This window comes from Niallia taxi, from assembly GCF_032818155.1.
GTDB lineage: Bacteria > Bacillota > Bacilli > Bacillales > Cytobacillaceae > Niallia > Niallia taxi_A.
Map to the genome: position 1 here is coordinate 2,431,873 of NZ_CP102589.1, position 14,870 is coordinate 2,446,742.

Sequence of the window (14,870 nt, forward strand, 5' to 3'; positions counted from 1 at the left end):
TGCAGGGGATTGTTTTTGTATTATTGCATACGATTAAATTCAGCTTTAATCTTTTGCAGTAATTCCGGGTTTGTTAATACTTCATACCCAGTTAACGCCATAGATTTAGCGCCGACAATCATTGCTTCTCTTGCCTGATCTGTCATCGCTGCCTCTCTGAATTCATGTGTATGGCATGCATACGCTTCGTTACAAATTTTAATATAAGGATGAATAGACGGCACTGCTTGGCTGACATTCCCCATATCAAGAGAACCAGAGCCATCTCTTTGTTCATAAATTTCCTCAACAGGTATGCCAAGAGACACTAGTTCGTTTGTGAAAGCTTCTGAAAGGGTGTCATTTGAAATCATATCATCATAAGAGAATTCATAGTTTGATACTTTAAATGTTGTACCAGTTTGCAGGGCAGCACCTTCTGCACACTTCTTCACCTTTTCAACTAGTTCATTAACATACTCTCTTTTGGCAGCACGAACATAGAATTGAGCAACAGCATAATCAGGTACAACATTCGCTGCTTTTCCGCCTTCTGGGATAATACCATGAATACGAGCATCTGAGGTTACATGCTGGCGTAGTGCGTTAATGCTGTTGAATGTTTGGATAACGGCATCTAATGCATTAATGCCCATATGCGGACTTGCAGCTGCGTGTGCTGCTTTTCCGAAAAATTCAAATTGAATCGCATCCATTGCAAGAGATGCACCGCTTTTCATATTATTATCAAGTGGATGAACCATCATAGCCACATCAAGCTCTGAAAAGATGTCCTTCTCTGCCATTGTTACCTTGCCGCCCTTTGTTTCTTCTGCAGGCGTTCCATATACGATTACCTTTCCGCCAGTCTCAGCAAGCACCTTGCTAAGACCGATTCCTGCTGCAATTCCCATTGTTCCAATCAAGTTATGACCGCATGCATGTCCGACTTCTGGCAGCGCATCATATTCTGACATAAAGCCGATAACAGGACCTTCCTTTCCACTGTCAAATACGGCCCGAAAGGCAGTTGGCAGACCACAAAACTCTCTTTCGACCTCAAAGTCATGATCTAATAATGTTTTAATTAAAATAGCGCTCGCCTTGAATTCTTCATGTCCAAGTTCTGGATTTTCCCCAATATATATACTAATTTCCTCGAATGTTTTTTTATGTTGTTCAATTGTGTCAATGATTGTTTGTTTCAACTAAACCTTTCCCTTCTCCCTATAATGATACTATTTTACCAAAATTATTAGAGATTAACATTATAAAATGATTAAAAATTATATTTTAAGCATATTTATACAAAAAACAAAAAATGAAAAAGACAGACCTTATCGCCTGTCTTCTTTATTAACCGCTTATATTTTTTCCGTAAAAAATTTCATTCATCTCTACAGTGAGCTTTTCGGTTATGTCTGCTTGCTCCTTTTCACTGAGCTCATCTGCCGTATAACCGAATAAATAATTATTTAAGTCAAATTGCTTTAGCTTGCATTTCGTATGAAAAATATTTTCTTGATAAATATTCACATCAATCATATCGAAAATTTTCTGCGCTTCTAATGGAATATAATTTTGGATGGAATTAATATCATGGTCAATAAACAATTTATGGCCATGAATATCACGTGTAAACCCTCTGACTCTGTAATCAATAATCATAATGTCAGTATCAAAGGAATGGATTAAGTAGTTAAGTGCCTTTAAGGGAGATATCTCTCCACATGTAGAAACATCTATATCTGCTCTAAATGTGCTGATTCCTTCATCTGGATGATATTCTGGATAAGTATGAACAGTTATATGACTTTTATCAAGGTGGATAACAACAGAATCAGGCAGGGGCCCAGGAGATTCTTCAAATACATCCTCAGGAGCCTCCGCCACAGGACCTTCAGAAACTAGCAGTGTCACACTTGCTCCCTGCGGTTCATAATCCTGTTTTGCCACATTTAAAACATGTGCTCCGATAATTTCCGCCACATTCTTTAAAATGCTTGTTAATCTATCAGCATTATATTGCTCATCAATGTATTGAAGATAGCTTTCTCGTTCTTCCTTTGTTCTTGTATAGCAAATATCATACATGTTGAAGCTCAGTGATTTTGTCAAATTATTAAATCCATGCAATTCAATGCGTTGTTCAGGTGTTAAGCTCATGTTCGTAATCCCCCTATTTGTGCTAAAAATAAGTGCACTTTCAAATAGTCTTATGTTACCCCTATCTGTTTGAAAATAACCACAAGTATAGAAGTGTAAAAAAACTGCTATAGAGGGATTAGTTGATCAGAACATACTCAGTGAATATTTTTTCGCCAGAATTTCAAGCAGTTTTAAGCCGGCAACACTATTTCCTTTATCATCAAGAGCAGGTCCAGAAATACCAATACCGAAACGATTAGGAACAGCTCCTAAAATGCCGCCAGAAACACCACTTTTAGCCGGGATGCCAACACGTACAGCAAACTCGCCTGATGCATTATACATGCCGCATGTAACCATAAAGGTCTTACAAATTCGAGCAACATGTGCTGGCATAATTCTGTTGTTTGTACCTGGCTCTACCCCGTCCATGGCGAAAATAATGCCAATTCGTGCTAAATCGAGACAATTTACTTCAATCGCACACTGTTTCGTATACAGATCTAGCAGCTCTTCAACATCCTCATTAATAATGCCATGCTGCTTCATGAAGTGACATAAGGCTCTGTTTAAATGAGAGGTTTCATATTCTGATCTTGCTACCTCTTCTGAGTAACTGATATCATCATTGCCAGAAAGCTTTTTCACAAATTCAAGGATGTTGTCAAACCGTTCTTTAACAGAGCTACCTTTTATCATGCTAGTTACAGCAAGTGCACCTGCATTTATCATCGGATTTAATGGCTTGGATGGATTACTCATTTCCAGCTTTACAATCGAATTGAAGGGGTCTCCTGTCGGTTCATAGCCGACTTTTTGGAACACAGTGTCTTCTCCTGACTCCATCAGCGCCAGTGCAAGTGTTAGTACCTTTGAAATGCTTTGCAGCGTAATTTTTTCTTTGATACAACCGGCTGAATAACAAGTGCCGTTCGGGTATATAACCGCTATCGACAGATTATCTGGGTTTGCTTTGCTTAACGCTGGTATGTAATCAGCAACTTTTCCTTCCTTTGTGTAGCTTTTTGCTTCTTCTAATATAACTTCTAACTCTTCTACCGTTTTACATGGCATCCTTTATCACCAACTCTTTTAATATCGTTTTCCTTCATTATTTCCTTATCAGAAGGAAATAAACTTACCTGCCAAAACAAGCACGCTTCTATATACTTATACTACACAAAAAGACTGGAAACAATCACCAACCTAGTTTATGTAATCTAAAAAAGGACTGGAATCGTTGCTTCCAGTCCTTTTTTTAGTTAATGTTTTTTAGCTGTTCATGCAGCATTTTTTCAATGTCCTCTTTCGGCAGAGGTTTGCTGTAGTAGAAACCCTGCCCGAGAACACAATGGTTATGTTTTAAAAATTCTAGTTGTTCTTTTTGTTCAATTCCCTCGGCGATAACCGAGAAGTTCATATTATGTCCCATATCGATGATGGCCTTAACTAAGGAACCTTTGTGAACTGGGTCTGTAATATCATCAACAAAAGTTTTATCAATTTTAATCGTGTCAATCGGTAAATACTTTAAGTAGCTTAATGACGAATAGCCTTTGCCAAAGTCATCTATTGAAATATTAAAACCATATGCTTTTAGTTTATGAAGTATCTCTAAGGATAAATCCATATTTTGCAAGGTGCTTTCTGTAATTTCCAATTCAATCATTTTTGTATTTAATCCATATTTGTCGACATGCTCCCCAATAATTTCAGCAAAATCAGAACAATGAAATTGTCTTGCTGAAATATTAATCGACATTTTTATGTCATTAATGCCTTGCTTATTCCATGCCCTCATTTGCTGGGCTGCTTGTTTGATAACCCAATCGCCAATCGGCACGATTAAATTTGTCTCTTCTGCTATTGGAATAAATTCTGCCGGAGAAACAAAGCCGAATTTCGGATGATTCCAGCGTAGTAATGCTTCGACACCGAATATTTCCTCTGTAAGAATATTAAATTGCGGCTGGTAATACAATGAAAGCTCCTGCTTTTTAATCGCCTTTCTTAGCTCCATTTCCAGCATCATTTTTCGGGCGCCACTTTCCTCGAGCGCATGTGAATAAAACTGATAGTTATTTTTTCCATTTTCCTTTGCTAAATACATAGCGGCATCGGCATTTTTGATTAACGTTTCCTGATCCTTACCATCTGCTGGATAATTACTGATGCCTATGCTTGGTGTAACGAAAAATTCCTCTGTCTTAATTATTAGCGGCTGGTTGAAGGCCTCTAGTATAGTATTTGCCTTTTGCTTTACTTCCAGCAAATTTGCATTTTCGAGAATTATCACAAATTCATCACCGCCAAGCCGTGCGACAAAATCTTCGTCTTTCAGCGATAAGCTAAGAGTATTGGCTACCTTTTTCAAAATTATATCGCCGGTAGAGTGTCCTCTTGTGTCATTGATTCGCTTAAACTGATCCAAATCTAAAAACAATACGTATAAGGAATCGACTGCAGGACTATGAAGGCGTTCATGCAAATGAACCATACAGCTGTACCTGTTCGGCAGCTCTGTTAACGTGTCATGATAGGCTAATTGCTTAATTAAGTTGTCCGATTTTTTTCGTTCGGTAATATCACGTCCGACAACAAGCACCGCATGCCTTCCTGCATACATAATTGGCATGCAGGACAGCTCCACATCAATAATTCTTTGCTGTAATGTTTTAACTTGAACTTCTACTCTTAAATTCTTGGCACCATTTATAGAAAATTCGCTATCAATTTTTTCATAGTCTTCCTTCGACAGCAAATCATAAACGGTGTTACCGACAAGCTCAGAAGGGCTGACAGCGCCAATAAGCTTGCTTCCTGCATAATTGATATACAGCATTTCATAGTTGCTGACTACAGCAATTATATCCGGTGACATCTCCACAAGCGTGCTGAAGCGGTCCTCGTTTTCTTTACTTTCTGTTATATCAAAAAAAATACTTGTAAACTCTGTCCTTTTGCCATTGCCATCAAAACCGGGTATACCTTTGTCTTTAATCCAGCGAATTCCGCCGTCCGGCTTAACAATTCGGTAAATACTTGTGACTTCCGCTCCTATACTTAATGCTTCTAGCCTTTCTTCTATTACATGATAATCGTCTTCATGAACAGATTCTTTCCATAAATCATTATTTTGATAGAATTCTGCAATGGATCTGCCATAAATCCTTTCCATACCAGAAGTAATTAGCAGTGTTCCAGTCTTGTAATCATGATACCAAATTGCCATATCCATTGTTTCAAAAATGGTCTGAAGCTTCATACTGCTATTTCTCAATTCTAATATGATTATTGATATATTCTTTAATAGTACCAGCAGCGAAAATATTGTTACGAGACTGAAGATGGTATGCAGAATAATAAATACAGTATGATTCAAATAGTGGTAAAAGATATTTACAAGCATTGATAGAACAACAAATAAACAAAGGGTAATGATCCATTTCGTTTGACTGTTTTTATAGACCATTGTTGCTTTCACCTATCTTTCATTATCCCTGTTTCTTTGTGGGTCTTCATTTAGTACCCAATTTCTCTTTTTATCGGCATATTAATGGGTTTTGTTGAGTGCTCGTACACTTTTATCCATAAAAAAAAAACAGGAAGGCTGTTCTTCCTGTTACATTTTGAAGATGCTAATCTTTTGAAAAGGTTTATTACTAAAAAGAGACAAACAACAGCCTTTATGAATCTTCAGCAAGAAATTAGTGCAGCGCAGCCAAAATGACTCCAACAGTAATAAGGCCAATTCCTACTCCGTTAATGAGACTGATTTTTTCCCCTAAAAAAATAATGGCGATTATTGCTGCTAATACTACGCTTAATTTATCAATCGGTGCAACCTGTGTCACCTTACCTGTTTTTAACGCGAGAAAATAAAACAGCCACGATGTTGCACCTGCAATACCACTGAGTACAATAAAAAGGAAATTCTTTTTGTCAGATATTATTGTTGGGATTTTATGAAGATTGCCTTCTATTGCAACAACAACTAAAAGAAAAAGTGCCATGATAATTGCTCGGACGGCTGTAGCTGTATTGGAATCAATATTTTGCAGACCCACTTTTCCAAATATCCCAACTAAAGCAGCGCAAACTGCAGAAAGTATAGCAAAAAGTAACCAAGACAAACAAATTCCTCCTTTTTATGTATTATGTTTGGTAATGCAAATTTTACTCTTTTATCGTAAAATTTGTAAAAATCTCCTCTTATATTTAGATTTTTTCCTTTTTAATAAATACAGAGTATATTTATAGGTTTTATAGATTCAAGTATATTGACAGTTAGTATACCTCTATAATAACATTAATAATATTCAAAAAACTTTAGTGTCCTAAAAGGAGAATGTACATGAAATTTGGATTTTGGCTACCTATTTTTGGTGGATGGCTGCGAAATGTTGATGATGAGAACATGCCTCCTACATTTGATTATGCAAAAAAGGTCATTCAAAGTGCAGAAAATTGGGGCTATGATACGACTTTAATAGCGGAATTATACTTAAATGATATTAAAGGTCCTGAAACAGATTCAATTGAAGCATGGTCAACGGCTGCTGCTCTTGCTGCTGTGACAGAAAAAATAGAAATCATGACAGCAATCCGTCCTGGCTTCCATAATCCTGCTGTTGCGGCTAAAATGGCTGCCAATATCGATCATATAAGTAATGGCAGGTTTACTTTGAACGTTGTATCTGCTTGGTGGGAGGAAGAAGCAAGGCAATATGGTGGAATCTTTACAGAGCATGATGAAAGATATGAACGTACAGAGGAATTTTTAGCTATTTTGAAAGGTTTATGGACAGAAGAAACCTTTAGCTTTAAAGGTAAGTTCTATGATATCAAAGATGCGAAGCTTGCTCCAAAGCCTGTTCAAAAGCCAAATCCGATTCTTTATGCTGGTGGCGAAAGCCCAAAAGGCAAAGCAGTCATCGCTGAAAATTGTGATGCATATGTCATGCATGGCGGAACAGTTGACGAGATTTCAGTTAAAATAAAGGATATGCAAAACAAAAGAACAGAACTTGGCAAGGAACCTTTTGCCTCCTTCGGAATGGCAGCATATGTGATTTGCCGTGATACACAAGAAGAAGCAGAACAAGAGCTTGCTAGAATTACAGATGTCAAGGAATCCTCTGCTTATGCTGGGTTTGTTGACTTTGTTAATAAATCACAGCTCGAACAGCAAATTAAATTGCAAGATTATTCTGTTTCTAACAGAGGACTTAGACCTGGTCTGATTGGTACGCCTGAGCAAATAGCCAAAAAGATACTTGAGTATGAAGATGCTGGAATTAACCTGCTGTTGCTGCAGTTCTCTCCACAGCTAGAAGAGATGAAAAAGTTCTCTGAACAAGTTATGCCGCTTGTAGAATCATTAAAAATAGAAAGAGAAGTGAGCAAATAATGAGCAAAGTATATGTTATCCATGAAAACAGTGAATGGACTGTTCATTTAACGAAGCGTCTGGAGGAGCTTCATATTCCCTTTGAAGAATGGGATTTATCAGAAGGTAATTTCGATTTATCGGAAGCTCCTCCTGAAGGAATCTTCTACAGCCGAATGAGCGCATCTTCGCATACGAGAGGACATCGTTATGCAGCAGAATATACTGGTGCTGTCCTTGAATGGCTCGAATCTTATGGCAGAACGGTTATTAATGGAACAGGTGCTTTAAGACTGGAAGTAAGTAAAGCAGCACAGTATGCCGCTTTATTCAAGCATGGCATTCAAACACCGAAAACGCTCGTGGCAACTGGCAGTGAACAAATTATCCAAGCAGCAAAAAAGCTTGGTGACCCCTCCTTTATCACAAAGCATAATCGAGCAGGAAAAGGCTTAGGTGTTCGCTTATTCCACTCCATTGAGGAGCTTGAGAGATATGTGTACGGACCAGAATTCGAAGAGCCTGTGGATGGGATTACCTTAATTCAACAATATATTGAATCACCAGATCAAAGCATCACTCGCTGTGAGTTTGTTGGCGGAAAGTTTGTTTATGCCGTTAAAGTCGACACGGCTGGCGGTTTTGAGCTGTGCCCTGCGGACGCTTGCCAAATCAATGATCTTTTCTGCCCTGTTGGCGAACAAGTAGAGGAAAAACCAAGCTTTTCCATTCAAAAAGACTTCCAAGAACCAGTTATCGAAAAATACGAGCAATTCCTCCAAGCACAAGGCATTAATGTTGCCGGAATTGAATTCATGAAGGACAAGAATGGTACTCTTTACACGTATGACATTAACACGAATACTAATTATAATGCCGATGCAGAGAAGGAAGCAGGGATTTTTGGCATGCTGCAGCTAGCTCAGTATTTACAAGGATTACTTGAGAGTCAATCTGGAGTGGCCAATTAATAGCATTTACATTTTTTAAGGACTGGCTGTCACAGACAGTCCGTTCTTTTTTTCGCCAGCTATGATATGATATGAATGGATTGAAAAAGTGGAGGCGAAGCAATGGCTAAACAAAAATATTATGTAGTGTGGAATGGACGAAAGCCAGGTATTTATACGACATGGGCAGAATGTGAAAAACAAACAAAAGGGTTTCAAGGTGCTGCCTTTAAATCTTTTCCTACACTATCAGAAGCTGAGCAAGCATATAATCAAGGTGCAGCCAGCCGTTCTGTCTCAAACGGAAAAACGGGTGCTTCAGCCCAGAAAAGCAGCACTGCTGCACCAATTGACGAAAACAGCATCTCTGTTGATGCGGCATGCAGCGGAAATCCTGGCATGATGGAATATCAAGGTGTGGACACATTGACTGGAGAACGAATATTCCACTATGGTCCTGTTTTTGGCACAAATAATATTGGGGAATTTTTAGGAATTGTTCACGCATTGGTGATGCTGAAAAAACTTGGAAAAGACACAACTATATATAGTGACAGCATGACTGCACTCTCCTGGGTACGTAACAAAAAAGCGAACACAAGCCTTAAACGTGATCATCGTACAGAGGAACTGTGGCAAATGATTGAACGAGCTGAAGCTTGGCTGAAGGCAAATACATACAATAACAAAATCATCAAATGGGAAACACACATACATGGTGAAATAAAAGCTGATTTTGGGCGCAAATAAGCGTGAGAGCATATGCTCTCACGCTTTATTCATTGTGCTGCCAATAATTCGACTATTTGATTCTCCATCATTTTACCAGAGCTTTCATCAATAAGATGATTCAGCATGATGGCAAAGATATAATTCTTACCGCTTTTACTTTCTACATAACCGGAAAGGGAACTAACTGCTGACAAAGTTCCGGTTTTTGCTTTTACTTTCCCTAATGTATTTTCCGATTGCAGACGATTGCGTAAAGTACCGCCAATCATTCTGTCTTTATTACCGGAAACAGGGAGCGCTTTTTCATAATCAGAAAACCAAGCTTCCTTCTGAATATGGTAAAGCAATGTCGATAAATCATTTGCCGTAATCAGGTCAATTGGAGAAATACCAGAACCATCCCGAATTAGCATGCCGCTCGTATCCAGTCCGAATTTCTTCATTTCTTCCTTAAGTACTGCAACACCCTTTTCAAAGCTGCCTTCGCCTTTTTCGACTTTTCCTAATTCCTTTAACAATGTTTCCCCTATCGTATTATTACTTAGCTTCAAAAATGGAACTACTATTTTCGACAATGGCAGTGACTTATGAACAAGAATTGGTGTTGACAGCTCTGGGGTGATCCCTTCCTTTACTTCACCAGTCCAGGTAATATCTTGATTTGTTAATGCTTGCTGGAACACATCAAGTACTAATTCAGGAGGATTTTCAATTGCAACCCAGTTTTTCGTTGCTCCGCTTCCTACCGGAATATTCCCCTTTATTGTGATTGAATTTTCACCATGCTTCCGAACAGACTGGATATTTTCCTTGCCATCCTTATTAACAGTGCTTGTACGATTAGCAATATCCAGATTAGAAACGGAAGGTTTAATTGTCAGCTTTGCTTGACTGCCTGCATTTGCTCCAGGACTTGCTTTAATCATAATTGTGCCTGCATCATATTCTTTATCAGGTGACATCGTCAATCCAGAAACAGGTGCTCCGTAATAGGTGGATTCATCACTCCAAGCCAAATCAATGGAATAAGGAACATCATCATACCAGCTTGCATCACCAATGATGCTGCCATTGATTTTCTTGATTCCTTTATCATGTAATGACTTAGCGATATTCTCAAGGTCACTTTGAAGTAAAGTGGTATCGCCTTTGCCTTTTACGTATAAGTTTCCTGATAAAACTCCATTCACAAGCTTTCCGTCTGTATAAATCACTGTGTCAAAGGTGTAGTCACTTCCTAATACAGACAGAGCAGCGGATGCTGTTAACAGCTTTAAATTAGAAGCTGGCGCTAATCTTGTATGAGCCATTTGTTCATAAACAACCTTACTGCTGCTCTGCTCACGGATGCTTATACCAGCAAGACTTCCTTTTAGCTTTGGCATGGATGTGAGAAGCTTATCTAATTCTGCTTCTAAATCCTCTGTGTTTCCTTGTGCTTGTACTTCAAGCTCATATGGTTTTGTTCCATTCAGCTGTACGACAATTATTCCAAGGATAATCAGCAGCAAGACAAGTTTTTGTCGTTTCAAAGGCAAACCCACCCCTTTTCTAAGGCATATGTAAAGAACTATTATGGACAGAAAAAAAGGAGCTTAGTCAATTAATGCTGACAAACTGGACAAAAGAAGGTTTTCTTGGAAGAGATTTCAGTTTTCACAATTTTACTGCCACATCTTTGACAAGATTGACCTTCACAGTCATACACACGGCATTTATCATTATAAGCTCCTGTTTTAGTATCTCCGACGAAAAGAGGATGCTCCATATACCCGCCAATTTCTGTTGCCTCTGGTAATACTGTTCGAATCGATGTATAGAGAGCCGAACGCTCGTCCCCACTTAAATCCTCCAATTTACTTTCCGGTAACAGCCTTGCATCATAACATATTTCGTCAGAATAACAATTGCCGATTCCTGACAAAAAATGCTGATCGACCAGCTTTAGCTTCAACATGCCCCGCTTTTTTTCTATATAGCTTAAAAACTGTTCTTCCGTAAAGCTGGCATCTAATGGCTCTGGTCCTAAATCTGCCAATTCCTGCTCCACTTCTTGTTCAGTGTACAGATGAAGGTATCCGAGTCTTAAACCGATGAAATAGAGATGTTTTTCTCCAAAGGAAAGCTGCACCTGCACTGTTCGTTTCGGCTTATCCTTTTCTTCTGAATAATACATCCACCCCCCAAGCATTAAATGCAGCAGCAGCACCTTATTATTGCTTAACCGAAACAACAGATGCTTTGCCCGCCTCTCAACAGCTTGTATGGTAGTACCGCGAACGGCGCCAATAAATAAAATTGGTGCGACATTAACCGATTTTTCTCTGTTTATGATGACATCTGTAATCATCTTATTTTGCAGGAGCTGATTTAGGTTGCGTTTGTAATTTTCCATTTCTGGTAATTCAGGCATGTGCATACCTCCAAGGGTTAGTTTCTTCCCTTTATATTCTGATAGCGCATAGCTTTTCATGCATAAAAAAACTCCGCACCTATATATGTGCAGAGTTCACTTAAAGCTTAGTTTTTTTTAACTATTTCATACCCAAGCTTATCGATAGCATGTTCAATACCTTGCTCTAATGTTGAAAATGTTGGAATGGTCCGTAAATCAACGCCTGAATTAATAATTTGCACACCTAATGTCGGACTAATGCCGACAAGAATGCATTCTCCGCCTAAAAGGGCAACTGCCTTAACCAATCCCTGTAAACGGAAAATGATGTATTCGTCAAAGTCACTAATTGCTGTCATGTCAAGCAGCAAATAGGTTGCTCTTTGCTTGGAAAATGCAAACAACGTTTTTTGAAGTAATCCCTCAAAGCGCTCATCATTAAATTTCCCAACAAGAGAGACAGCTAAAATCCCTTTCATGACAGGCATGATTGGTGTAGATAGGTGTTTTACCAGGTCTGAAAGCTCCTTTGTTCTATCTTCCACTTTTTGTTCAAGCTGATTTATATATGCCTGCTCTTTTTGGCGAGCTAGTTGGTGAATGTTATCATTTGGCGTAATGGAGGATGGATAAATTTCAATCTCGTCAAATTCATCGCCATTAAGCTGTGATTTGTTTACCTTATACCACATATTTTCTTTAAACAAAGCTGTAAGCACACCTGCCCAATGGCTTGGAAGAAGAACAATTGCCTGCTCTTTTTTCATAGATTGATAGATGCGATGCTCCCAGCTGTTCTTAAGCTTTAGAATGACCTTTTTCTCATCGAGACAGAAATGTGTGACTTTGATTTTTCCCCAGCCGGCATTTCGATATATATCCATATATTGTTCAATGACATCTCTTGTATCAATCCTGTCCTTATAATAGCTGCTAACTAGCTCTCCCATTCGAAATCCAGTCGCTTCAAGGACAGTATTTGATACATCATTACCTGAAACCTCAATGATTGTACTAATAAACAATTCAATGGCAGAGTCCCAAAACAGCACAGACTGAGCTCCATCAAAAGAGAAAATCCCTTTGTCTTTATTCCAAGTAAATACAGTGTTGTCTACTTGTGTGCGTATAATTGAATCTCCCATGCTATTCTCCTCACTTATTTCTCGTCTAACAGACAACCTAAGGCGAACATAAAGCTGTAAAACAATTCTAATGCTGCAGCTACACTCAACTCCTCTGTAAATCCTTCCATATATTCGATTGGAAGGTTCACATCCCAAAGGCCATCTTGATTATTAAACATAAGGCTATATGGTGTTTCGCTGCCTAGCTTTTCGGAAAAGTACGAACGGATGACCTGCTCTTGCTTCTTAGGAGCACGGAAGCCGAAAAGTCCGTCATATTTGCGGAAAACAGAATCAACCTCCAATGTCAGCCCGTCTACTTGAATCATGTCAAACAAATCTGTTTCTACATATAAATATTCATCGAGATTGGTTTTCAGCAGAGAAATTTTTTCTTCTAGAAATGAAGCAGACAAACCTTCTTTTACTGTTTCGTCACTTTCTTTATTAGCAAGCTCCATGTAGAATTCACCTAGTTTTTCTGAAAATGACACAATGACGATGCCTTCTTCAGCTGCAAGCCCGTTCTCAAGCAAATAAGCTTTTTCAACTGAAAGAGCAGCAATTTTTTCATTCTCTGACTTACTTTCAAGATATTTCTTCATATTTTTGTTTATCATTTAGTCTAACTCCTTTATGCCGTACTTATTTCTTTTTTGAATGTTTTGGCTTAAAAATCGCACTGCCTGTGTTTCTTTTGCCTTTTTTGCTGCTAAACGTTCTTTCCTGCTTTGCTCCATCCTTGCCCTTGCTGCTAGCATTCCTGTCCTGCTTCACTTTTGGTTCACCTGAATGCTGTTTTTTTCTGCCTTGTCCAGCCTTTGCTTTCTGAGCTGATCGGAAGCCTGGTTTACGTTTAGTATGGTCCGTTTTTGTATTAGTAGCTTGCTCTGAGCTGTCATCCGTCTTTTTCAGCTGCTGCATCTTTGTTATCGTGATGCCAAGCTCCTGCTCTATCATATCCAATGTTTCACGGTCATCTGATGAATAGAAGGTAATGGCCGCGCCCTCCATACCAGCTCTGCCTGTTCGTCCAATTCTATGCACATAGCTTTCTGCATCAGCAGGTATGTCATAGTTGAATACATGTGTAATGCCATCAATGTCTAGTCCTCTTGCAGCAACATCTGTCGCAATTAATATCGGGAATTTGGCATTGCGGAAGTCCTTCATCACTTGCTCTCGTTTTGCCTGTGAAAGGTCACCATGCAGCTCCCGACAATCTAAGCCATTGTTTCGGAGAACTTCATATAATTTGCTCACTCTTCGCTTTGTTCGGCAAAATACAACAGCCATATATGGTTGGTACGTTTTTATAAGAGTCATTAACGTTCCTTGCTTAGCTCTGTCTGTTGTATGCATAGAAAATTGCTGAACCGTTGCAGCTGGCCCTTGTTTTTTCTCTACTGTCATGTATTCAGCATTTATCATGTATTTCTTGGCAAGCATTTTAATATCATCAGAAATAGTCGCAGAAAACATTAACGTCTGCCTTGATTTTGGCGTACGTCTCATTATGTATTTCACTTCTTCTAAAAATCCGATATGAAGCATTTGATCGGCTTCATCAAGCACAATGACATTTAAGCGGTCAAGCTTTATTTGACCTCTTTTCATGTAATCTATCAGCCTTCCTGGTGTTGCGACAACTATGGAGATATTGTCCTTCATTCGATGAAGCTGCTTTTCCACATCCTGACCGCCGTATGCTGTTAATACTTCTGCAAAATCAGGCTTTACTTTCTCTATTTCAGCAGAGATTTGGATTGCAAGCTCTCTTGTCGGGCTGACAATCAATGCTTGTATATAATCTGCGTCTTTTTTAAGTTTTTGTACGATTGGCAATGCAAATGCATATGTTTTTCCTGTCCCTGTTTGTGCTTGAGCTATAACATCTTTACCGTCTATTATGGAAGGTATAACCTTTTTTTGGATTGGCGAAGGCTCTGTTATTCCTCTTTTTTGTAAATGATCTATAATCGTATCATTAATTCCTAAGCTTTTAAAATCTGTCAATTAATATCCCTACTTTCTACTTAGTCAGCTTAACAATAGCTAACCATCCTTTATTTTGGCTTTTTATCGGTAAAATAGCAAGTGTTCTTAAGAAAACTCTTATAATAAAAAAGGAGCAAAGGCTATTGCGCCTT

Annotated in this window: 13 protein-coding genes; 3 read left to right on the forward strand and 10 right to left on the reverse strand. The window is 38.6% G+C overall.

All coding sequences use genetic code 11. The annotated features are described in order from the left end of the window. Positions 1–20: 20 nt before the first annotated feature. The 5 genes from NQZ71_RS12085 to NQZ71_RS12105 form a co-directional block, all read right to left on the reverse strand. Positions 21–1,187, reverse strand: a complete 1,167-nt coding sequence (locus NQZ71_RS12085; protein ID WP_260053841.1) for a M20 family metallopeptidase — start codon at positions 1,185–1,187, stop codon at positions 21–23. Positions 1,188–1,335: 148 nt separating this feature from the next. After that, positions 1,336–2,145, reverse strand: coding sequence for an adenosylmethionine decarboxylase (speD, locus tag NQZ71_RS12090; RefSeq protein WP_144455916.1), 810 nt, complete (start codon positions 2,143–2,145; stop codon positions 1,336–1,338). A gap of 126 nt (positions 2,146–2,271) precedes the next feature. Next, entirely contained in the window at positions 2,272–3,201 is a 930-nt protein-coding gene (glsA, locus tag NQZ71_RS12095) for a glutaminase A (RefSeq protein ID WP_144455918.1), read from the reverse strand. Between the two features lie 184 nt (positions 3,202–3,385). Further along, on the reverse strand, positions 3,386–5,599 hold the full coding sequence (locus NQZ71_RS12100) for a sensor domain-containing protein (protein WP_317010702.1): 2,214 nt from the start codon (positions 5,597–5,599) through the stop codon (positions 3,386–3,388). Between the two features lie 235 nt (positions 5,600–5,834). Beyond that, on the reverse strand, positions 5,835–6,260 hold the full coding sequence (locus tag NQZ71_RS12105; protein WP_222118270.1) for an EamA family transporter: 426 nt from the start codon (positions 6,258–6,260) through the stop codon (positions 5,835–5,837). A 221-nt stretch (positions 6,261–6,481) separates the two neighbouring features. On the opposite strand from NQZ71_RS12105, the gene NQZ71_RS12110 reads away from it, so the two are divergent. From NQZ71_RS12110 to NQZ71_RS12120, 3 genes are all read left to right on the forward strand, one after another. After that, positions 6,482–7,537: an LLM class flavin-dependent oxidoreductase gene (locus NQZ71_RS12110; RefSeq protein WP_144455924.1), complete on the forward strand. Its 1,056-nt coding sequence runs from the start codon at positions 6,482–6,484 to the stop codon at positions 7,535–7,537. Next, positions 7,537–8,487: an ATP-grasp domain-containing protein gene (locus NQZ71_RS12115; RefSeq protein ID WP_275007589.1), complete on the forward strand. Its 951-nt coding sequence runs from the start codon at positions 7,537–7,539 to the stop codon at positions 8,485–8,487. The genes NQZ71_RS12110 and NQZ71_RS12115 overlap by 1 nt, the downstream gene beginning before the upstream one ends. A gap of 102 nt (positions 8,488–8,589) precedes the next feature. Next, positions 8,590–9,216, forward strand: coding sequence for a ribonuclease H1 domain-containing protein (locus tag NQZ71_RS12120; protein ID WP_144455928.1), 627 nt, complete (start codon positions 8,590–8,592; stop codon positions 9,214–9,216). A gap of 29 nt (positions 9,217–9,245) precedes the next feature. On the opposite strand, the gene dacB is transcribed toward NQZ71_RS12120, so the two are convergent. The 5 genes from dacB to NQZ71_RS12145 all read right to left on the reverse strand — a co-directional run bounded on the left by dacB (position 9,246) and on the right by NQZ71_RS12145 (position 14,736). Continuing rightward, on the reverse strand, positions 9,246–10,730 hold the full coding sequence (gene dacB, locus NQZ71_RS12125) for a D-alanyl-D-alanine carboxypeptidase/D-alanyl-D-alanine endopeptidase (protein WP_317010703.1): 1,485 nt from the start codon (positions 10,728–10,730) through the stop codon (positions 9,246–9,248). A gap of 71 nt (positions 10,731–10,801) precedes the next feature. Continuing rightward, positions 10,802–11,611, reverse strand: a complete 810-nt coding sequence (locus tag NQZ71_RS12130) for an Fpg/Nei family DNA glycosylase (protein WP_317010704.1) — start codon at positions 11,609–11,611, stop codon at positions 10,802–10,804. A gap of 107 nt (positions 11,612–11,718) precedes the next feature. Beyond that, positions 11,719–12,738: an STAS domain-containing protein gene (locus tag NQZ71_RS12135; protein ID WP_317010705.1), complete on the reverse strand. Its 1,020-nt coding sequence runs from the start codon at positions 12,736–12,738 to the stop codon at positions 11,719–11,721. A 14-nt stretch (positions 12,739–12,752) separates the two neighbouring features. After that, positions 12,753–13,340: a hypothetical protein gene (locus NQZ71_RS12140; protein ID WP_317010706.1), complete on the reverse strand. Its 588-nt coding sequence runs from the start codon at positions 13,338–13,340 to the stop codon at positions 12,753–12,755. A gap of 25 nt (positions 13,341–13,365) precedes the next feature. After that, entirely contained in the window at positions 13,366–14,736 is a 1,371-nt protein-coding gene (locus NQZ71_RS12145) for a DEAD/DEAH box helicase (protein WP_317010707.1), read from the reverse strand. Between the last annotated feature and the right edge of the window lie 134 nt (positions 14,737–14,870).